This is a genomic window from Paraburkholderia lycopersici (assembly GCF_900096975.1).
Lineage (GTDB): Bacteria > Pseudomonadota > Gammaproteobacteria > Burkholderiales > Burkholderiaceae > Paraburkholderia > Paraburkholderia lycopersici.
Map to the genome: position 1 here is coordinate 28,972 of NZ_FMYQ01000024.1, position 15,032 is coordinate 44,003.

12 protein-coding genes and 1 pseudogene are annotated in these 15,032 nt (G+C 62.0%); 10 read left to right on the top strand and 3 right to left on the bottom strand.

Annotated elements, in window-relative coordinates:
* Window positions 1-26 precede the first annotated feature (26 nt).
* The gene (hutG, locus tag BLU17_RS22910; RefSeq protein WP_092001723.1) at window positions 27-833 is read left to right on the top strand and encodes an N-formylglutamate deformylase; all 807 of its coding nucleotides are present in this window, start codon (window positions 27-29) and stop codon (window positions 831-833) included.
* Window positions 834-1,450: 617 nt separating this feature from the next.
* On the opposite strand, the gene BLU17_RS22915 is transcribed toward hutG, so the two are convergent.
* Window positions 1,451-2,356: a hypothetical protein gene (locus BLU17_RS22915; RefSeq protein WP_143189322.1), complete on the bottom strand. Its 906-nt coding sequence runs from the start codon at window positions 2,354-2,356 to the stop codon at window positions 1,451-1,453.
* Between the two features lie 463 nt (window positions 2,357-2,819).
* Window positions 2,820-3,719 carry a LysR substrate-binding domain-containing protein gene (locus BLU17_RS22920; protein ID WP_092001729.1) on the bottom strand — a complete coding sequence of 300 codons (900 nt, stop codon included), beginning with the start codon at window positions 3,717-3,719 and terminating at the stop codon, window positions 2,820-2,822.
* A 112-nt stretch (window positions 3,720-3,831) separates the two neighbouring features.
* Here BLU17_RS22920 and BLU17_RS22925 point away from each other — a divergent pair, with 112 nt between their 5' ends.
* From BLU17_RS22925 to BLU17_RS22955, 7 genes are all read left to right on the top strand, one after another.
* Window positions 3,832-5,079 (top strand): acyl-CoA dehydrogenase family protein, encoded by a 1,248-nt coding sequence (locus tag BLU17_RS22925; RefSeq protein WP_092001731.1) that lies wholly within the window; start codon window positions 3,832-3,834, stop codon window positions 5,077-5,079.
* 45 nt (window positions 5,080-5,124) lie between these two features.
* Complete coding sequence (locus tag BLU17_RS22930) at window positions 5,125-5,697, top strand: flavin reductase family protein (protein ID WP_176929175.1); 573 nt, start codon at window positions 5,125-5,127, stop codon at window positions 5,695-5,697.
* 66 nt (window positions 5,698-5,763) lie between these two features.
* Window positions 5,764-6,735, top strand: a complete 972-nt coding sequence (locus tag BLU17_RS22935) for a VOC family protein (protein ID WP_092001737.1) — start codon at window positions 5,764-5,766, stop codon at window positions 6,733-6,735.
* A gap of 199 nt (window positions 6,736-6,934) precedes the next feature.
* The gene (locus tag BLU17_RS22940; protein WP_143189323.1) at window positions 6,935-8,320 is read left to right on the top strand and encodes an MFS transporter; all 1,386 of its coding nucleotides are present in this window, start codon (window positions 6,935-6,937) and stop codon (window positions 8,318-8,320) included.
* A 73-nt stretch (window positions 8,321-8,393) separates the two neighbouring features.
* Window positions 8,394-9,251: an alpha/beta fold hydrolase gene (locus BLU17_RS22945; RefSeq protein ID WP_092001743.1), complete on the top strand. Its 858-nt coding sequence runs from the start codon at window positions 8,394-8,396 to the stop codon at window positions 9,249-9,251.
* Window positions 9,248-10,111, top strand: a complete 864-nt coding sequence (locus BLU17_RS22950; protein ID WP_092001745.1) for an alpha/beta fold hydrolase — start codon at window positions 9,248-9,250, stop codon at window positions 10,109-10,111. The genes BLU17_RS22945 and BLU17_RS22950 overlap by 4 nt, the downstream gene beginning before the upstream one ends.
* 556 nt (window positions 10,112-10,667) lie before the next feature.
* Entirely contained in the window at window positions 10,668-11,825 is a 1,158-nt protein-coding gene (locus BLU17_RS22955) for a porin (RefSeq protein WP_092001748.1), read from the top strand.
* A gap of 97 nt (window positions 11,826-11,922) precedes the next feature.
* Here BLU17_RS22955 and BLU17_RS22960 read toward each other — a convergent pair.
* Window positions 11,923-12,524 (bottom strand): annotated as a pseudogene (locus BLU17_RS22960) (transposase).
* 237 nt (window positions 12,525-12,761) lie between these two features.
* Here BLU17_RS22960 and BLU17_RS22965 point away from each other — a divergent pair.
* Both BLU17_RS22965 and BLU17_RS22970 read left to right on the top strand, forming a co-directional pair.
* A complete protein-coding gene (locus tag BLU17_RS22965) occupies window positions 12,762-14,168 on the top strand; it encodes an MFS transporter (protein ID WP_092001751.1) in 1,407 nt (468 codons plus the stop codon).
* Between the two features lie 53 nt (window positions 14,169-14,221).
* Window positions 14,222-15,022, top strand: a complete 801-nt coding sequence (locus BLU17_RS22970; protein WP_092001754.1) for an N-acyl homoserine lactonase family protein — start codon at window positions 14,222-14,224, stop codon at window positions 15,020-15,022.
* Window positions 15,023-15,032 lie beyond the last annotated feature (10 nt).

The following is a 15,032-nucleotide window of genomic DNA, read 5'->3' on the forward strand; positions in this document are numbered from 1 at the left end:
CGCGCGGCCAACCGAACGGGCTCCCCATGACCGACCTCTATTCGCTCGAACGCGGCACGGCGCCGCTGCTGATCTCGATACCTCACCTCGGCGCGCAGATTCCCGCGACGCTGCGCGATGCCTACACGGAAATCGCGCACACGGTCGCGGATACCGACTGGCACCTCGACCGGGTCTATGCATTTGCGAGGGCGCTCGGCGCGACGATACTCGGCGCGCGCGTTTCGCGCTACGTGATCGATCTGAACCGGCCGCCGAACGACGAAAGCCTGTATCCCGGGCAAACGACGACGTCGCTTTGCCCGACCGAGACGTTTCGCGGAGAAGCGCTTTATATCGAGGGGCGCGTGCCCGACGCGGCCGAGCGGCAGCGCCGCGTCGAGGTGTACTGGCAGCCGTATCACGACGCGCTGCGTGCCGAACTGCAGCGGCTGCGCGCGCAACACGCCAACGTCCTGCTGTGGGAGGCGCACTCGATTGCGAGCGTGCTGCCGCGGCTTTTCGAGAACAAGCTGCCGGATCTGAACATCGGCACGCAGGATGGACGCACGGCGGCGCCGTCGGTGCAGGCGGCCGTCGAGCGCGCGGCGGCGGCGAGCGGTTTTACGTGGGTGGCGAACGGCCGCTTCAAGGGCGGCTACAACACGCGTCACTACGGCGCGCCGCAGCACGGGATACATGCCGTGCAACTGGAGATGTGCCAGTCGACTTACATGAGCGAAGCGGCGCCGTTCGATTACGTGCCGTCGCTCGCGCAAAGCGTCGAACCGGTGGTGGGCGCGATGGTGAGCGGCGCGCTGGAAGCCGTGAAGGCGCTGAACGCCGCCGGGTGAATTCGCAGCGCGGTGGGATGCATGCGGTCGTCCTGAGCCGGAACACGGCATCTGTACTTTGCTCTCGCGGATTTTTTGTCAAAGCCATTTCGCGCAATCAGGCCGCGTCTACATCAATGCCATCAAGGACATCCAGCCCGGCGGGGAACTGTTCATCGACTACGCGCTTGAGATCTCTGCGAACGCGCGAATCAGCCAGCGCGTACACCTGTCGCCGCGGCGACCAGGCGTTGCCGCGCAGCCATGCTTGCTCCGATCGAGGTTCGCTCAGCCGAAGCTTCCCGTCAGCGGAGTACGCGGCGACTGGGGAGACGGTGCATCAAGGCGCGTAAGCCTCGGCACATCAGGCGCTATGAACCGCGTCCGACGGCCATAAGAGAGCGCACTGTTGGCGCCACCGTTGCGATGTAAAATGTGTCCAATGCGCCGCCGAACTGCCGGTGACGGCCAAGCAACGGACAATCAGCGGCGTCGCGTAGATCGTCGACAATCCGTCAAATGCCACGAGCACAGTGCTCGCAAGCGAATATGGGGCTGCACAGCGGTTTTGCACTCGGATATCAGTTCCGACAGCTATCAAAACTGATAGGTCAGAGCTGCGCTCAACGGCATTCCAATCAGGCCGTCTCGTGCACGCCGAGCGATGTCGCACCCGGAGGAAAGAAAGGAATCCGGATGGACATGGGCGCGCTCAGGTTCTGCTCAAAGATGTTGAAACGATCGACGCCGTAATACGTTCCATTGGGCGTCGTCGTGTAGTCCAATCCGTTCGCGACAGCCTGTGCGCTCTGCATGAGACTGAGAAACCCCACCGCACTGCCCGCGTTCTGCGTCAGATTGATCTTCGCGCCGTCAAACGCGTACACGTTCGGGTCTTGGTTCGGAATGTCGGTACTGGCGCCCATTTGCCCAAAGAGCTGCATGAAGTTCACAAGACCATCCGCTTGCTTGCTGACTGCGGCGGACTGTGTGGCGTCCAGCGGCTGACCGTCGGCGGCCGCCCACGCAGAATAACCGCCCACCAGGTCTGAGCGAAACGTATTGACGGCCTGAACCAGCGCATCGTTGCCGTTCAGCAGATTCTGCAGCCAGGTCCGGTCGCTGTTGCTGAGGCTGTTGGACGTCACCTTGATCGTGCCGTTATCGGACTGGAAGTCGAATTGTGCATTGGCAAGATCGGGGCGCTGCAGAATGAGCTGCCGCAACGACGTCACGAGCGCTGTAGCGACCGCCTGCGCATCCGCATCGGTGCGGCTATTAGTGTCCAGAGCCTGCCGGTATTTGTCGAGCGTCGTGGCGTCGGCGCTGCCTTGGCTGAGATTGAAGGAAGTCTGACCTTGCAGGGCAGCCGGCATGAGGTCGTTGCTGCTCATCCGCAGGAGCACGCCGAGCGCCTCGGTGTCGATCGGCGTGGCCGGCTGCACCTTCGAAATGGTAACTGGCGATGCCGCCGTGCCGTCCTGCGCGGCAGGCTGAGCGAGAGCCGTTCGGCTAAGGCTGAGGTTCTGATCACCGGCTAACAAGGCCGGACTCGCTGGACTAATAAGCATGCTTATGCGCCCCCAACTCGTTTCTGACTGTTGTATTACGGCGATATTTTTGAATGCTTTAACAAACCGAATCGTTGCATACATCGATGCCCGCCGCCACCGACGCTATCCATAAGTTCCCCAGGTGGTTTGGTGAGTCAGCAGCGCGGCTTGCCAGCCAAAACCCAGTCTAGCCGCGCACCTTGAACGGCAGCTTTGGAGAAGGCCGAAGGTCCGCTACGGGTTGGGTTATGCCTTTCTGCATAACAGGCACACACGAGTCGATCGCCGTCCCGGCCATCTGCCGCCATTCGCCAACCATGTCGTGCCGCCTTCGGGCCGCTGCCTTGCATCAATCTACGGACTTTCGTGATGGGACATACCTATTTCCAACTGCCGGATAAAACCTCGCGAGCATCATCGCCGAACAGTTCGGCAGACCTGCGCGGTGCGGCCATCAAAGCGCATCAATTGTCGCCCGCAATCTTGCCAGCAGCCATTTCTTGAAAGTCTTGACCCTCGGATTGAGGTCTTCGTCCTTGCGGTGAATAAAGTGGTAGCCCTGATGGGTTTGACAGGTATGGGGAAGCGCGCGTACCAGCCTCCCCTCCCGAATATCCCGCTGGAAGAGAAACAAGGGCACCACCGTGAAGCCAAGGCCCGAGATGGCGGCTTCACGCATCATCAGCATTTGCAGGAAGCGTGGGGATTTGCCCAGGTCGGGCATTTGAAGTCCGTTGTGTCCGAAAAAATCCTGCCACGGGTCGTGGCGCGTACCGGCAAAGCTGAGCAAGGGCTGTTTCAGCAAGTCCGCGGGTTCCCGTACCTGGTCCAAGTGCTTCATATGCGGGGAACACACCACCACCATTTCAGCTCTGTCGAGCAAGCTGGTCGAATCGTAGCCTGGCCACGGCGGCGAGCCATAGCGGATATGCGCCTGGATGCGTGGGTCGTTATCGATTTCCCCGAGCTCATGGAGCATGATGTCGATCTGAATATCGGGGTGCCTGGCGCGGAAATCGCTGATGTTGTGCACCAACCAAAGTGAAAAACCGGCGTTGACGGATAGCGTGAGCGCCGGCATGTCCGCACCGGTGCGCAGCGCGTGGCTCGCCTCGGCGATCTGGTTCAGGCCCGCCGTGATCTGCTCGTGATAGACCTTGCCCGCCGGCGTCAGGGAGATCCAGCGGCCGTTGCGCTCGAACAGACGGGCTTCGAGCTGCTCCTCCAGCGTCTGGATCATGCGGCTGACGGCACCCTGGGTCACGTGCAACTCTGCAGCCGCCGCAGTAAAGCTTTGCAGGCGTGCGGAAACCTCAAAATACCTGACCGCCGTGAGAGAAGGAAGAGGTTTCATACCAGTTCGTTTTGCATGAGTTCACTTCATTTTAACGGACAAGTAATCGTTTTAGCTTGCGGACTTCCCGCACCTACACTGTGTCCACTCGAACTACACCAACAGAGACACTATGGACGCAGTGATCGAAACCCAGCCTTTCACGGTTGCAGATGGCGAAGCTTATCGCCAGCGTGCGCTAAAAGCCGGCGTGGAATTTCTGAAGGCAGTCGATGCCATCCTGCCTGTGCTGCGCGCCGGCCGCGAGCAATCCGAGCGCGACGGCCGCGTGCCGGACGCCAGCGTCGAAGCGATGATCGAAGCCGGCGTGTTCCGCAGCTTCACGCCGCTGCAATACGGCGGTCTGGAACTCTCGCCGGCGGACTTTTTCGATGGCCTCATGCGAATTGCGCAGTGCGACAGCTCCGCTGCCTGGATCGCCGGCCAGATTACCTGCCACGCGCTGGAAATCGCCGCGATGGACCCGCAGCTGCACGAGGATTTCTGGGGCACCTACGGCCCGGATGCCCGCGCCTCCAGCTCCTACGCGCCGCTTGGCAAGACCGAGCCGGCTGAGGGCGGCTATATTCTCGATGGCAAGTGGACCTTCTCCAGCGGCGTCGATTTCGCCCATTTCGTGATGCTGGGCGGCGGTGAGCGCAACTTCATGGTGCCGATCGGAGATCTGACCATCGACCATAGTAGCTGGGACGTGCAGGGTCTGCGCGGTACCGGCAGCAAGGCGGTCATTGCGGACAAGGTCTTCGTACCGAACCATCGCATTCACGTGCTTGCGGATGTCATCAACGACAACAACGCCGGCTACGAAGTCCTCAATACGCCGCTGTACCGCGGCGTTTCCTGGATGACCGTGTTCTTCTCGACCGCCGCCAACACGGTGATTGGTACGGCCCTGGAGGGCGTGAGCCTGTTCAAGGAGCAGTCGCGCAATCGTCTGACGAAAATGGGTACCGGGGCGCGCCTGACCGACAATCCGTTCCTCCATCTTAAGTTCGCGGATGCCCTGACGCGGGTGAACGATATCCGCAACCGCACGCTGAACAGCTGGCGCCACGTTTTCGATCAGGCCTGCAACGGCACGCCGGTTTCGCATGTGGATCGCCTGCGTGTGCGCTACGAATCCGCCGACGCGTTCGCCGTCTGCTTCGATGCTTTGCATGACATCTGGCCGTTGGTTGGCGCGGTGGCTTCGCTGAGCACCAATCCCATGCAGCTGATTTTCCGGAATCTGATGGCTGCCCGCGTGCACGGTACGGGCGGTAAGGAATTCGCTGCGGGCTTGTATTCGCGGGCGTTGATGGGCCTGCCGGCGCCCGAATTCAAGGTCCAGGACTTCGCCACCGCCAATTACTGGCGCTGATGGCGCGTACCTCTCCGGCTGACATGAAGGAGCCGAAATAGAATGATGTTGAAACAACAGGTACAACCGGCCGTCGGCAACGGCGGACGGTGGCCCGTGGTCGAACGCGGGCAACCGCTCCACGACAGCCGCGCGTTTCGTCGCTGTCTGGGCCGGTATCCAACGGGCGTGACGGTCGTCACGGCCAGGCATGGTGACAATCTGGTCGGCATGACGGTGAATTCTTTTGCCTCGGTTTCGCTGGATCCGCCATTGATTCTGTGGTCGATCCGGCGCGAATCGAAGCAGGTCGAGGCCTACAAGAACGCCGAGCATTTCGCGGTAAACATGCTCGCGCAAGACCAGATGCAGGTCTCGCAATGGTTTGGCCGGGGCCTGCCGGAAAAATTCGAGCTGGTGTCGTGGGAGGCAGGCCTGGGTGGTGCACCGCTGATCCACGGCGCGGTCGCGCAACTGGAATGCGCGCGCGTTTCGGTGCAGGAAGCAGGCGACCATCTGATCCTGATCGGCGAGGTCAAGCAGTATGCACACTTCGACGGCAAGCCGCTGACCTTCAGTAATGGCGAGTACGTGATGACGCAAGGTTTGCCCGGCGAGCAGACTGCCAGCCCGAACTGATCGGATGGGAGTCGGTGCACCGGGCGTGTATTGGTGCGTCAACTTAAAACAATATAGGAGAGCGAATTGAAAATCGACGAAATCGGCTATGTGGGCATCGACGCTACCAATACGGCCGAATGGCGTACGTTTGCGGCGGATTATGTCGGCTTCGAGGTCCGTGATCTGGCAAACGAGTGCCTCGGCCTGCGGATGGACGACTACGCCTGGCGCATGCTGGTGCAGCCGGCGCAACGCAATGGCGTCGGCTTTGTCGGCATGAAAGTCGAGAGCCCGGAAGCCTTGGAAACGGTGCGTGGCGAATTGACGGCGGCAGGCATTGCCGTGCACGAAAGCAGCGCGGCCGAGCGTGCCGTGCGCGGCGTGCAGCACATGCTGTGGGCGCTTGATCCGGATAAGAATCGTGTCGAGTTTTTTGCCGGTCGAAGTACCGACGAAAGCGAATTCAAGCCGGGTCGCCCGATTGGCGGCTTCCGTACCGGTGCGCTGGGGCTCGGTCATATCGTGCTCGGAACGCCCTCACTCGAGGAAATGGAGCATTTCTACATGAAGTTGCTCGGGTTTGGCCTGTCCGACTATCTGGACACAGAAATCAAGGTGCGTTTTATCCATACCAACGATCGGCATCATTCGCTGGCGCTGGTCAAGACGCCTGTCAGCTTCCTGCATCACGTCATGATCGAATATAAGTTCATGGACGATGTCGGCCGCCTGTACGACCAGGCGCTGACGATGCCGGGCATGATTCAGACCAGTCTCGGCCGGCATTCCAATGATCATATGTTTTCGTTCTACTCCAGAACGCCCGGCGGGTTCCTCCTGGAAACAGGTTGGGGAGGGCGAGCGATCGACCGCGCCACCTGGACGCCCGAGGAGCTTTGGTGCTTCAGCCTCTGGGGGCACGAACGCCGTTGGGAAACGCCAGAAAACCAGGCGAAGCAGCGCGAACAGAACGTGACGGCCGCCAGGCTGGGTTTGCTCGCGCCGGTCGAAATCAATGGCGAAGGTGGATTCGTGAACCGGACGAAGGTCGTTTAAGGAGGCGGTGCGTGCTGGCCTGACGCAAAGCCGCGACATTCTTGATGCGAACGCAACGAAAGCGTCGCGGCTCGACGCTCATTGCAATTCGCTTTCATGATTTTGGCTCATTCAAGCTGAAAAAATATCGCTTTCGAGGGGTGAACGACACCCCGTATGCTGCGTTGACTGCTCCTTAACGTTGACGCAGGTCAAATGGGTGAATACAGCCTGGCAACCGATGGTTAGCGGAGTCGGGGCCAGGGCGAACAGCATCCGCGAGCAGTCAATGCTTATTAAAAACGATATCCGGAGACAGAGCTTCATGAGCAGTTCACTGAGCACGAGAATGACGCCCACCTCGCTGGAGGCAGCGTCGCCCTTAAGCAAGTCCGCCAGCGTCTGGATTGTCTGCGGTGCCGCCATTGGCCTGATGTTCGGCTTCGGCCCGATGTTTTTCAGCGTCGCGGGCGTATTTCTGAAATCGATGGCGGTAACGTTCGGCTGGGGGCGCTCCGACGTCGCGGTGCTGCCGATGTTCTCGATGATCGGGACGGCACTGGGTGCGCCTGTCGTCGGCTATCTCGCTGACCGTCTGGGCTGGAGCAAGGTTCTGGCCGGCGCGATCGTGCTCATGGCGATATCGATGGGCGCGCTTGCCGTCGCCCCCGCCAGCCACGTGTATTTCGCCGTTGTCGGCCTCCTGATCGGCTTCTTCGGGGCCGGAACGACAGCGGCTGGCTATCTGGGCGTGTTGCCGCGCGTCTTCGACAAGCGCCTCGGCATGGCACTCGGATTCGCGATGATTGGAACCGGTGTGGGCGGTTTCCTCGCGCCGGTCGCGGCCAACCGGTTTGGCGCGATGATGGACTGGCGCCAGTGGTATGGCGTGAGCGCGCTGGTCGCGCTGGTGCTCGGCATCGTGGCGCATCGGCTGATGTTCCGGAATCTGCCGGACCAGAAATACTTTGCCGCCGATGTGCAGGCTACCGCCTCGGCCGAGGCCGGGCTCACGCTTCGTGAGGCGATGCGCGGCTATCGCTTCTGGTTGCTCGCGATTGTCATGTTCGTGATGTCAGGCGCGATTCTCGGAGGCTTCGTGCATATCGCACCGTTCGCCAGCGACCGCGGGCTTGGGCATACGGTCGGCGCGGAGGCGGCAGGTCTCGTGGGCGCGGGCCTCGCGATTGCGCGCGTCGGGCTGGGCGTCGTGCTCGACCGGGTGTTTGGTCCGCTCGTGGCCTGTGCCGCCTTTCTCGTCGGGGCGCTGGGCTTCGTGATCTTCGTAACCAGTGCGTCGCACATTCCTTCGATGGTCCTGCTGGCCGCGCTGTTGCTGGGCATTTCGACGGGCTCGGAAGGCGACCTGATTCCGTTCATGGCGCGCCGGTATTTCGGCAAGCGCTCGTTCGGCGCGATTTACGGCTGTCTGTTCGGCGCGGCGACGCTGGGCGGTGCCGGTGGCCCGTTCCTGTACGGCCTCGCGTTCGACCGTCTCCACTCTTATACCCTGGTGCACCAGGCATCGCTGGCAGCCTGCCTGCTCGGTGCGCTGGCGATTCTGCTGATGGGCCGCTATCCGGTGGACAAGGCCGCCAACGCGTGATGGCATGAGCCGGTGCCGCCAGTATGCGGCGCCGGCTCATTGCAACGGCAATCTAATTAAGGATTACATATCAATGACATTGACGAGAGATAACACGTCGAAGTTCGTGCAGGCCGGCGCCATCCGGGTGCATTACCACGAAGCCGGTTCCGGGCCCGTACTGCTGTGTATTCACGGCGGCGCACCGGGCGCTTTCGGCTGGGGGAATTTCGGCCGCAATCTGGCGGCGCTGTCGCGCCATTTCCGCACGCTGATCGTCGATCTGCCCGGTTACGGCAAATCCGACAAGCCGCAGATCGACGGACCGCGCACCAGTTTCTACGCGAACACCTTCCGCGACATGCTGGACGCGCTGGGCATCGACAAGGCACATGTGATGGGCCTGGCAACCGGCGGTTCGGTGGCGCTGAAAATGGCACTCGATTTCCCCGGGCGTATCGATCGTCTGGTGGTGATCAGCTCGCCGGGTGGCCTCTCGCTGTTCCAGCCGATGCCGCCCAGGCCGTCCACGCACAATTACTATGGCGGCGAAGGCCCGAGCATGGAGCGCATGCGCGCCAATCTCGAAGCGCTTGTCTATGACAAGACGATCCTCACGGAAGAGGTGGTTCGCGAGCGTTACGAGGCCAGTATCGAGCCTGAATTCATGAACCAGGCGCCGGAGGGCAAAGGTGGCGCATCGGGGCAGACGCTGGAGCCGCTGTGGCAGGACCTGCACAAGATCCAGGCCGAGACGCTGATCATCTGGGGCCGCAATAACCAGACGATCAACTACGACACCGCCCTGTACATGCTGACCCGGATTCCCAAGGCGCGCGTCCATATCCATGGCAACTGCGGCCTGTGGGTGCCTTACGAAAAGATGGAAGAGTTCAACAGCAATGTCACGGGATTTCTGTCTGTGGATCTGACCGTGAGGCCTGCATCATGACGAAGCACACCAGCATCTGGCAGCACCTCTTCAAGACGCCGCACAAGTTGGAGTGGATCGATGTCGACGGCGTCGGCACGCGCTATCTGGAAGCAGGTCATGCCGACGCACCGGTGGTGATCCTGCTGCACGGCACGGCCGGCAGCCTCGAAAATTTCAGCGCGAATTACGCGGCCTATGCCCGCCATTTCCGCGTCATCGGCCTCGACATGCTGGGCTGCGGTTGGACCGACAAGCCGGATCACGACTATCTGATCAACGATTACGTCGGGCACGTACGCGGCTTCATGGATGCGCTGGACATCGCCAAGGCATCCGTGGTTGGCGTATCGCTGGGCGCCTGGGTCAGCGCGGCGCTCGCGCTGGCATATCCGACGCGCGTCGAGAAACTGGTGCTGGTGGCACCGGCGGGCATCATTACCGATCCGGAAGAAGAAAAGCGCTATGGCGACGCGGTGCGAAAGAGCCGCTCTTCCGCCGCGGCGGAACCGACCTGGGAGATGGTTTCGGGCGCGTTGAAGAAGCTGATGCTGAATCCGGAAACCCTATCCGACGAACTGATCGCCGTTCGCCTGGACATTTACCGTGATCCACGCATGAAGGCTGCTATGCCGCGTCTGCTGGCGTTCTCGCTGGGCGGGCAAGCGCTCAGCGAAGAGCAATGGCGAAGCCTGACTCAGCCGATACAGGTGATCGCTGCGGTGGATGCTCCGAACATGTTCCTCGGCAATGCCTACGCGATCGCCAGGATCGCGCCGAATGCGCAGTTGCTGGAATTGAACGGGTGCGACCACTGGGCTCAGTACGAGCAGCCGGATGCGTTCAACGAGCACAGCGTCGCGTTCCTGCAGGGTGTTTGATTTTCGCTGACTGCTGGCGTCATGCGAGCGCCGCCCGGACCGGAGTGCATACCGCCGTCCAGCCGGGACCGGCGAGGTTTCTTCACGACTGGACAGCCCTGCAGCGAGCACGAGCGTCGTCCGTCGTGGAGCAAGCCGCTGCATCATTTCCTGTTCCGTCAGGGGCAACCCGAGGCTGTTCGTCGGACGGGCGAAGCCGCTACCAGTCTGCCCATGGAGGATGCTGGCTGCGCTGCTGTGGCTGCTCGAGGTTGATCGCGGCGTTCACGATGCCGGAAGTCACGAGGCATTTTGTTGCGCGGCTTACCGTTCTTGCAGATTCGCTTGCCAGGCGCGGGTGGGAAAACGATATCAACGCAGGTAACTGTTTCAGCCCGGGTCTGCCAACGCACATTGGCAGAGCAGACGAGAGCCATAGCCTCGAGGAGAGGACGTACCTGCTCGCGTAGGGTTTCAAGGTACGTGCGAATCGTACACAGCGCATCCAGTTTGTCCATGCTGCGGGTTCAGCGCGTGCTGACCCGCCTGATTACTATTGATGCGAGGAGACGTGTAATTGAAAAAGAAAATATTGGTTGGGGCGATTGCGGCGCTGGCAATGGCTGGTGCCTATGCTCAGAGCAGCGTGACGCTGTACGGCATCATCGATACCGGTGTGACCTATGTGAACAACGTGGCGGGTAAAAGCCAGGTGAGTATGGCTTCCGGCATCAACCAAGGTTCGCGCTGGGGCCTGCTCGGCAAAGAGGACCTGGGCGGCGGCCTGAAGGCGGTCTTCAACCTCGAAAGCGAATTTTTCGTCAACGACGGTTCGCTGTCGATGCCGAACCTGCTCTTCAATCGCCGTGCCTATGTCGGGTTGAGCAGCGATCAGTTCGGCACGATCGTCGCCGGCCGCAATTACGACTTCCTCTACGACTACGTTTCGTACTACACGAACGTGGCGCAGTTTGCCCCGGCCTATGCGTTCCACCTCGCCAACGATATCGACCGCCTCGCGGGCGAGCAGGTGCAGAACGCCGTGCGCTACGAAACGTCGGTTTTCCACGGCGTGCAGGCCGGTGTCATGTACGGCATGGACAACGGCAATTCGGCCGCCACGCCGCACGTGTTGAGCCTCGGTATCAAGTACAGCCCGACCGGTTCCTTTCGCGCGCCGTACTCGTTCTCTGCGGCGTACACGAAGACCGTCGGCGGTGCGACGACGATCGCGGCTTCGCCTGGCACGGGCGCGACGCTGGCGCAGATGGCCTCGGGTGCCGGCTCGATCTATACCGCGGCCGTGGCGGGGCAGGTGAGCTTCGACAAGGTCTCCGTCAATGCTTTGTTCACCTACACGAACCAGGATGGCATTACGCGTCCCGGCCCGATGGTGGCGAAGGTCACCAACGTCTATGAGGCGGGCGTGCAATATCGCCTGACGCCGTTCTGGACGCTGGGCGTGGGCGATGCGTGGGTCGACCAGCACAAGGAAGGCCAGTACAACCAGGCCAGCTATGGCTTCGACTACCGCTTCTCGAAGCGCACCGATGTGTTCCTGTTCGGTACGTGGCAGCGTGCGTTTGGTTCGGCCCAGTCGGCGGGTCTGTTCCTCGCGACGACGCCGGGCTTGCTGAACCAGCCTGCGTTCGGGCCGGCGGCGAGCGCGGTGGCGGGCATGTCGACGAGCCGCGACCAGTTCGCCACGCAGCTCGGTATCCGCCACACATTCTAGAGCGGGTTAGTGGAGTTGACCTTTGTAATACCGGACAGAGGCGGCCTCACTCGTTCGGACAGTCTCCCGGGATTTTCAAGCAGAACGTCCAGGGCAGTCATGCGGCCAACCTGATCGCAGGCAACGTCGCGAGGTATGCCTCATCCGGCGTCTGATCCGCCAGGCTCGAATGGGGCCGTTTCCGGTTGTACAGTTCGATGTAATCGCCTGTCGAGCGCCGGGCGTGACTGACCGACTCGGACACATTCGGGTAGACCTCTTCGTACTTGATGCTGCGCCACACCCGTTCGACAAACACGTTGTCGCGCCAGCTTCCCTATCCATTGGCAGCCAGATGCCTCGGGCCAGCACGGCCTCGGTGAACGCGTTCGCCGTGAACCGGCTGCCCTGATCCGTGTTCCCAATTGGGGCTGTCCGTATCGCGCGAACGCTTCCTCAATGGCCTCGATAGGCGGGGCGAGCTGGCCGATCTTCGCATGTCGCTCCTTCAAACCGACTTGCGGCTCGCTCGACGCCGCGCCGCACGCGCCGAACACGTCGGCAGCACGATCCTGCAACGGCCGCTTCCATTCGGCGATCTGGTTCGGTGCACATCGAACTGCTGTGCCAATTCGGCTAGCGTTCTCTCACCCTTGAGCGCCGCCATCGCCACTTCGCCTTGAGCGCGGCCGGATGCGTCCGTCGGGTTCTCTTCGCCATCTTCCGGGTTCCTTGCCGGCATTATTGCCGGCCCACGCCCCAGGCGCTCCCGCTCCACTTATCCGACTGTCCGAATTTCCGCCGCCACCTCTGTGCGTCCGCTCCAGCGGCCAAAAATAGTCTTCTTGACGGATTGTATGACAGGAATATAATCTGTCAACAAGAGAGCGGTCTGCCATCTGGCAAAGAGCCAGAGGCCGGCCAGCCAGGAAAATCCAACATCACGGAGACAGCATCATGCAGAGGGATGTCAGCATCGGAGCGCGCCTGGACAGGCTTCCCCTGTCCGGCTTCCATTGGCGCCTGCTGGGGCTGATCGCGGCCGGCATGTACTTCGATTCGTTCGACATCTACATCGCCGGCACGGTGCTTGCAGCGATGGTCCATAGCGGCGAGTCCACGCTGGGTCAGAACGCGACGTTCGTCTCCGTCACCTTCATCGGCATGATGACGGGCGCGTGGCTTTCCGGTGTGCTCGGCGACCGGTTCGGCCGCCGCTTCTGCTATCAGTTCAACCTCGGCATTTACGGCTTCGCGTCGATTGCCGCGGCGCTCGCGCCGTCGATCTACTGGCTGATCTTCTTCCGTCTCGTGATGGGCATCGGCATGGGCGCGGAAATCGTCGTCGGATACGGCACGCTCAGCGAGTTCATTCCCGCCAACTGGCGCGGCCGCTTTGGCACGATCCTCAATCTCATCATCAACACGTCGCTGTTTCTCTCGACCTTCCTCGGCTGGCTGATCGTTCCGCAGTACGGCTGGCGCTGGATGTTCGCGATCGCGGGATGCGGCGCGCTGTTCGTCTGGTTCCTGCGCAAGTCGATGCCCGAGTCGCCGCGCTGGCTGGCATCGCGCGGACGCGCCGACGAAGCGCGGCAGATCGTCGAGCGCATCGAGGCGGCGTGCGGCAGCCACGCGGACCGCACGGCGAGCGCCACGGCGTCTCTCACGCGCGAGTTCCATGAGAGCGATTCGAACGACACCGGCCGGCTCGGCGATCTGTTCTCGCGCCGGCTGCTGACGCGCACGATCACGGCCATCACGGTTCTCGTCGCGCTTTTCACCGTCAATTACGCGTTCGTCAGCTGGATACCGACGTTCCTCGTGAAGCAGGGACACAGCGTGTCGAATTCGCTCGGCATCACGGCGCTGATGTTCGCGGGCGGCCCCGTGGGTTCGCTGATCGCATTCGTCCTCGCCGAGCGCGTTGGCCGGAAGTGGGGCATCGTCCTGTTTTCGCTCGTCTGCGCGGGCTTTGGCTTCGCCTATCCGTTCGCGCAGTCGGCGGTGGCGATCACGGCGCTGGGCTTTGCGATCACGGCCGGCATCTACGTGCTGTCGTCGTTCAGCGTCGCCACGTATGTGCCGGAGCTGTTCCCGACGGAGCTGCGGTTGCGCGGCTCGGGGCTGGCCAACACGGTGGGCCGCGCGGTCAGCATCGTCGTGCCGTATGCGGTGGCGAGCGCGTTCATGCGTTTCGGCATCTCGGGCGTACTGACGCTGATTGTCGGCGCATTGCTGATACAGGCGTTGATCGTCGGCGTGTTCGGGGCGGAAACGAAGCACCGCTCGCTCGAATCGATCGCCGCCGACGCCACGGGCGCGCAAGCGCTGGAAGGAAGCGCGAGGGCCGCGGCGGAGTGAAGAACGCCGCAAGCATTTCCACACGGATTACCAGACAAAAGGACACATGAGACATGTCATCGCCCGCTGAGAACTACCGGATCTACGCAGTCAAGTACGCGCATTTCGAGCGCCGCTCAGGCGACAACTTTATCGGCGGCGACGCCCACGACGTGCCGATGCCGCTCGATTACTTCGTCTGGGCCGTGGTGGGCCAGTCGCGCACGTTCATCGTCGATACGGGTTTCGACCAGGCGATGGCCAGCAAGCGCGGCCGCACGATCACGAACACGGTCGAGCGCGGGCTCGAGCAGATCGGCATTCGCGCCGGCGAGGTCGAAGACGTGATCGTCACGCACATGCACTACGATCACGCGGGCAATCACTCGCTGTTTCCGCGCGCGCGTTATCACCTCCAGGACCGGGAAATGGCGTATTGCACGGGCCGCTGCATGTGTCATCACGCGCTCAGTCACCCGTTCGAACCCGAGGACGTGAAGTCGATGGTCGGCCGCCTGTTCGAAGGGCGCGTGCAGTTCCATGACGGCGCCTCGGAGATCGCGCCGGGACTGAGCGTGCATTGGGTCGGCGGACACACGAACGGCCTGCAGATCGTGCGCGTGCATACGCAGCGCGGCTGGGTCGTGCTGGCATCGGACGCTTCGCACTTCTACGCGAACATGCAGGAGCATCGCCCCTTTCCCGTCGTCTACAACGTCGGCGACATGATCGAAGGCTACGAAGCGGCCCATCGGCTGGCGAGCTCGCCGAATCACGTGATTCCCGGCCACGATCCGGCGGTGCTGACGCGCTATCCGGCGCACGACCGCGAGACCGAAGGCTGGATCGTGCGGCTCGACGCAGAAACACGCTGAGCGGGGCGGA

Excerpts from the sequence above, each read along its gene's own strand:
- hutG (WP_092001723.1), top strand. The coding sequence starts at position 27 with ATGACCGACCTCTATTCGCTCGAACGCGGCACGGCGCCGCTGCTGATC.
- BLU17_RS22920 (WP_092001729.1), bottom strand. The coding sequence starts at position 3,719 with ATGAAACCTCTTCCTTCTCTCACGGCGGTCAGGTATTTTGAGGTTTCC.
- BLU17_RS22925 (WP_092001731.1), top strand. The coding sequence starts at position 3,832 with ATGGACGCAGTGATCGAAACCCAGCCTTTCACGGTTGCAGATGGCGAA.
- BLU17_RS22930 (WP_176929175.1), top strand. The coding sequence starts at position 5,125 with ATGTTGAAACAACAGGTACAACCGGCCGTCGGCAACGGCGGACGGTGG.
- BLU17_RS22945 (WP_092001743.1), top strand. The coding sequence starts at position 8,394 with ATGACATTGACGAGAGATAACACGTCGAAGTTCGTGCAGGCCGGCGCC.
- BLU17_RS22950 (WP_092001745.1), top strand. The coding sequence starts at position 9,248 with ATGACGAAGCACACCAGCATCTGGCAGCACCTCTTCAAGACGCCGCAC.
- BLU17_RS22965 (WP_092001751.1), top strand. The coding sequence starts at position 12,762 with ATGCAGAGGGATGTCAGCATCGGAGCGCGCCTGGACAGGCTTCCCCTG.
- BLU17_RS22970 (WP_092001754.1), top strand. The coding sequence starts at position 14,222 with ATGTCATCGCCCGCTGAGAACTACCGGATCTACGCAGTCAAGTACGCG.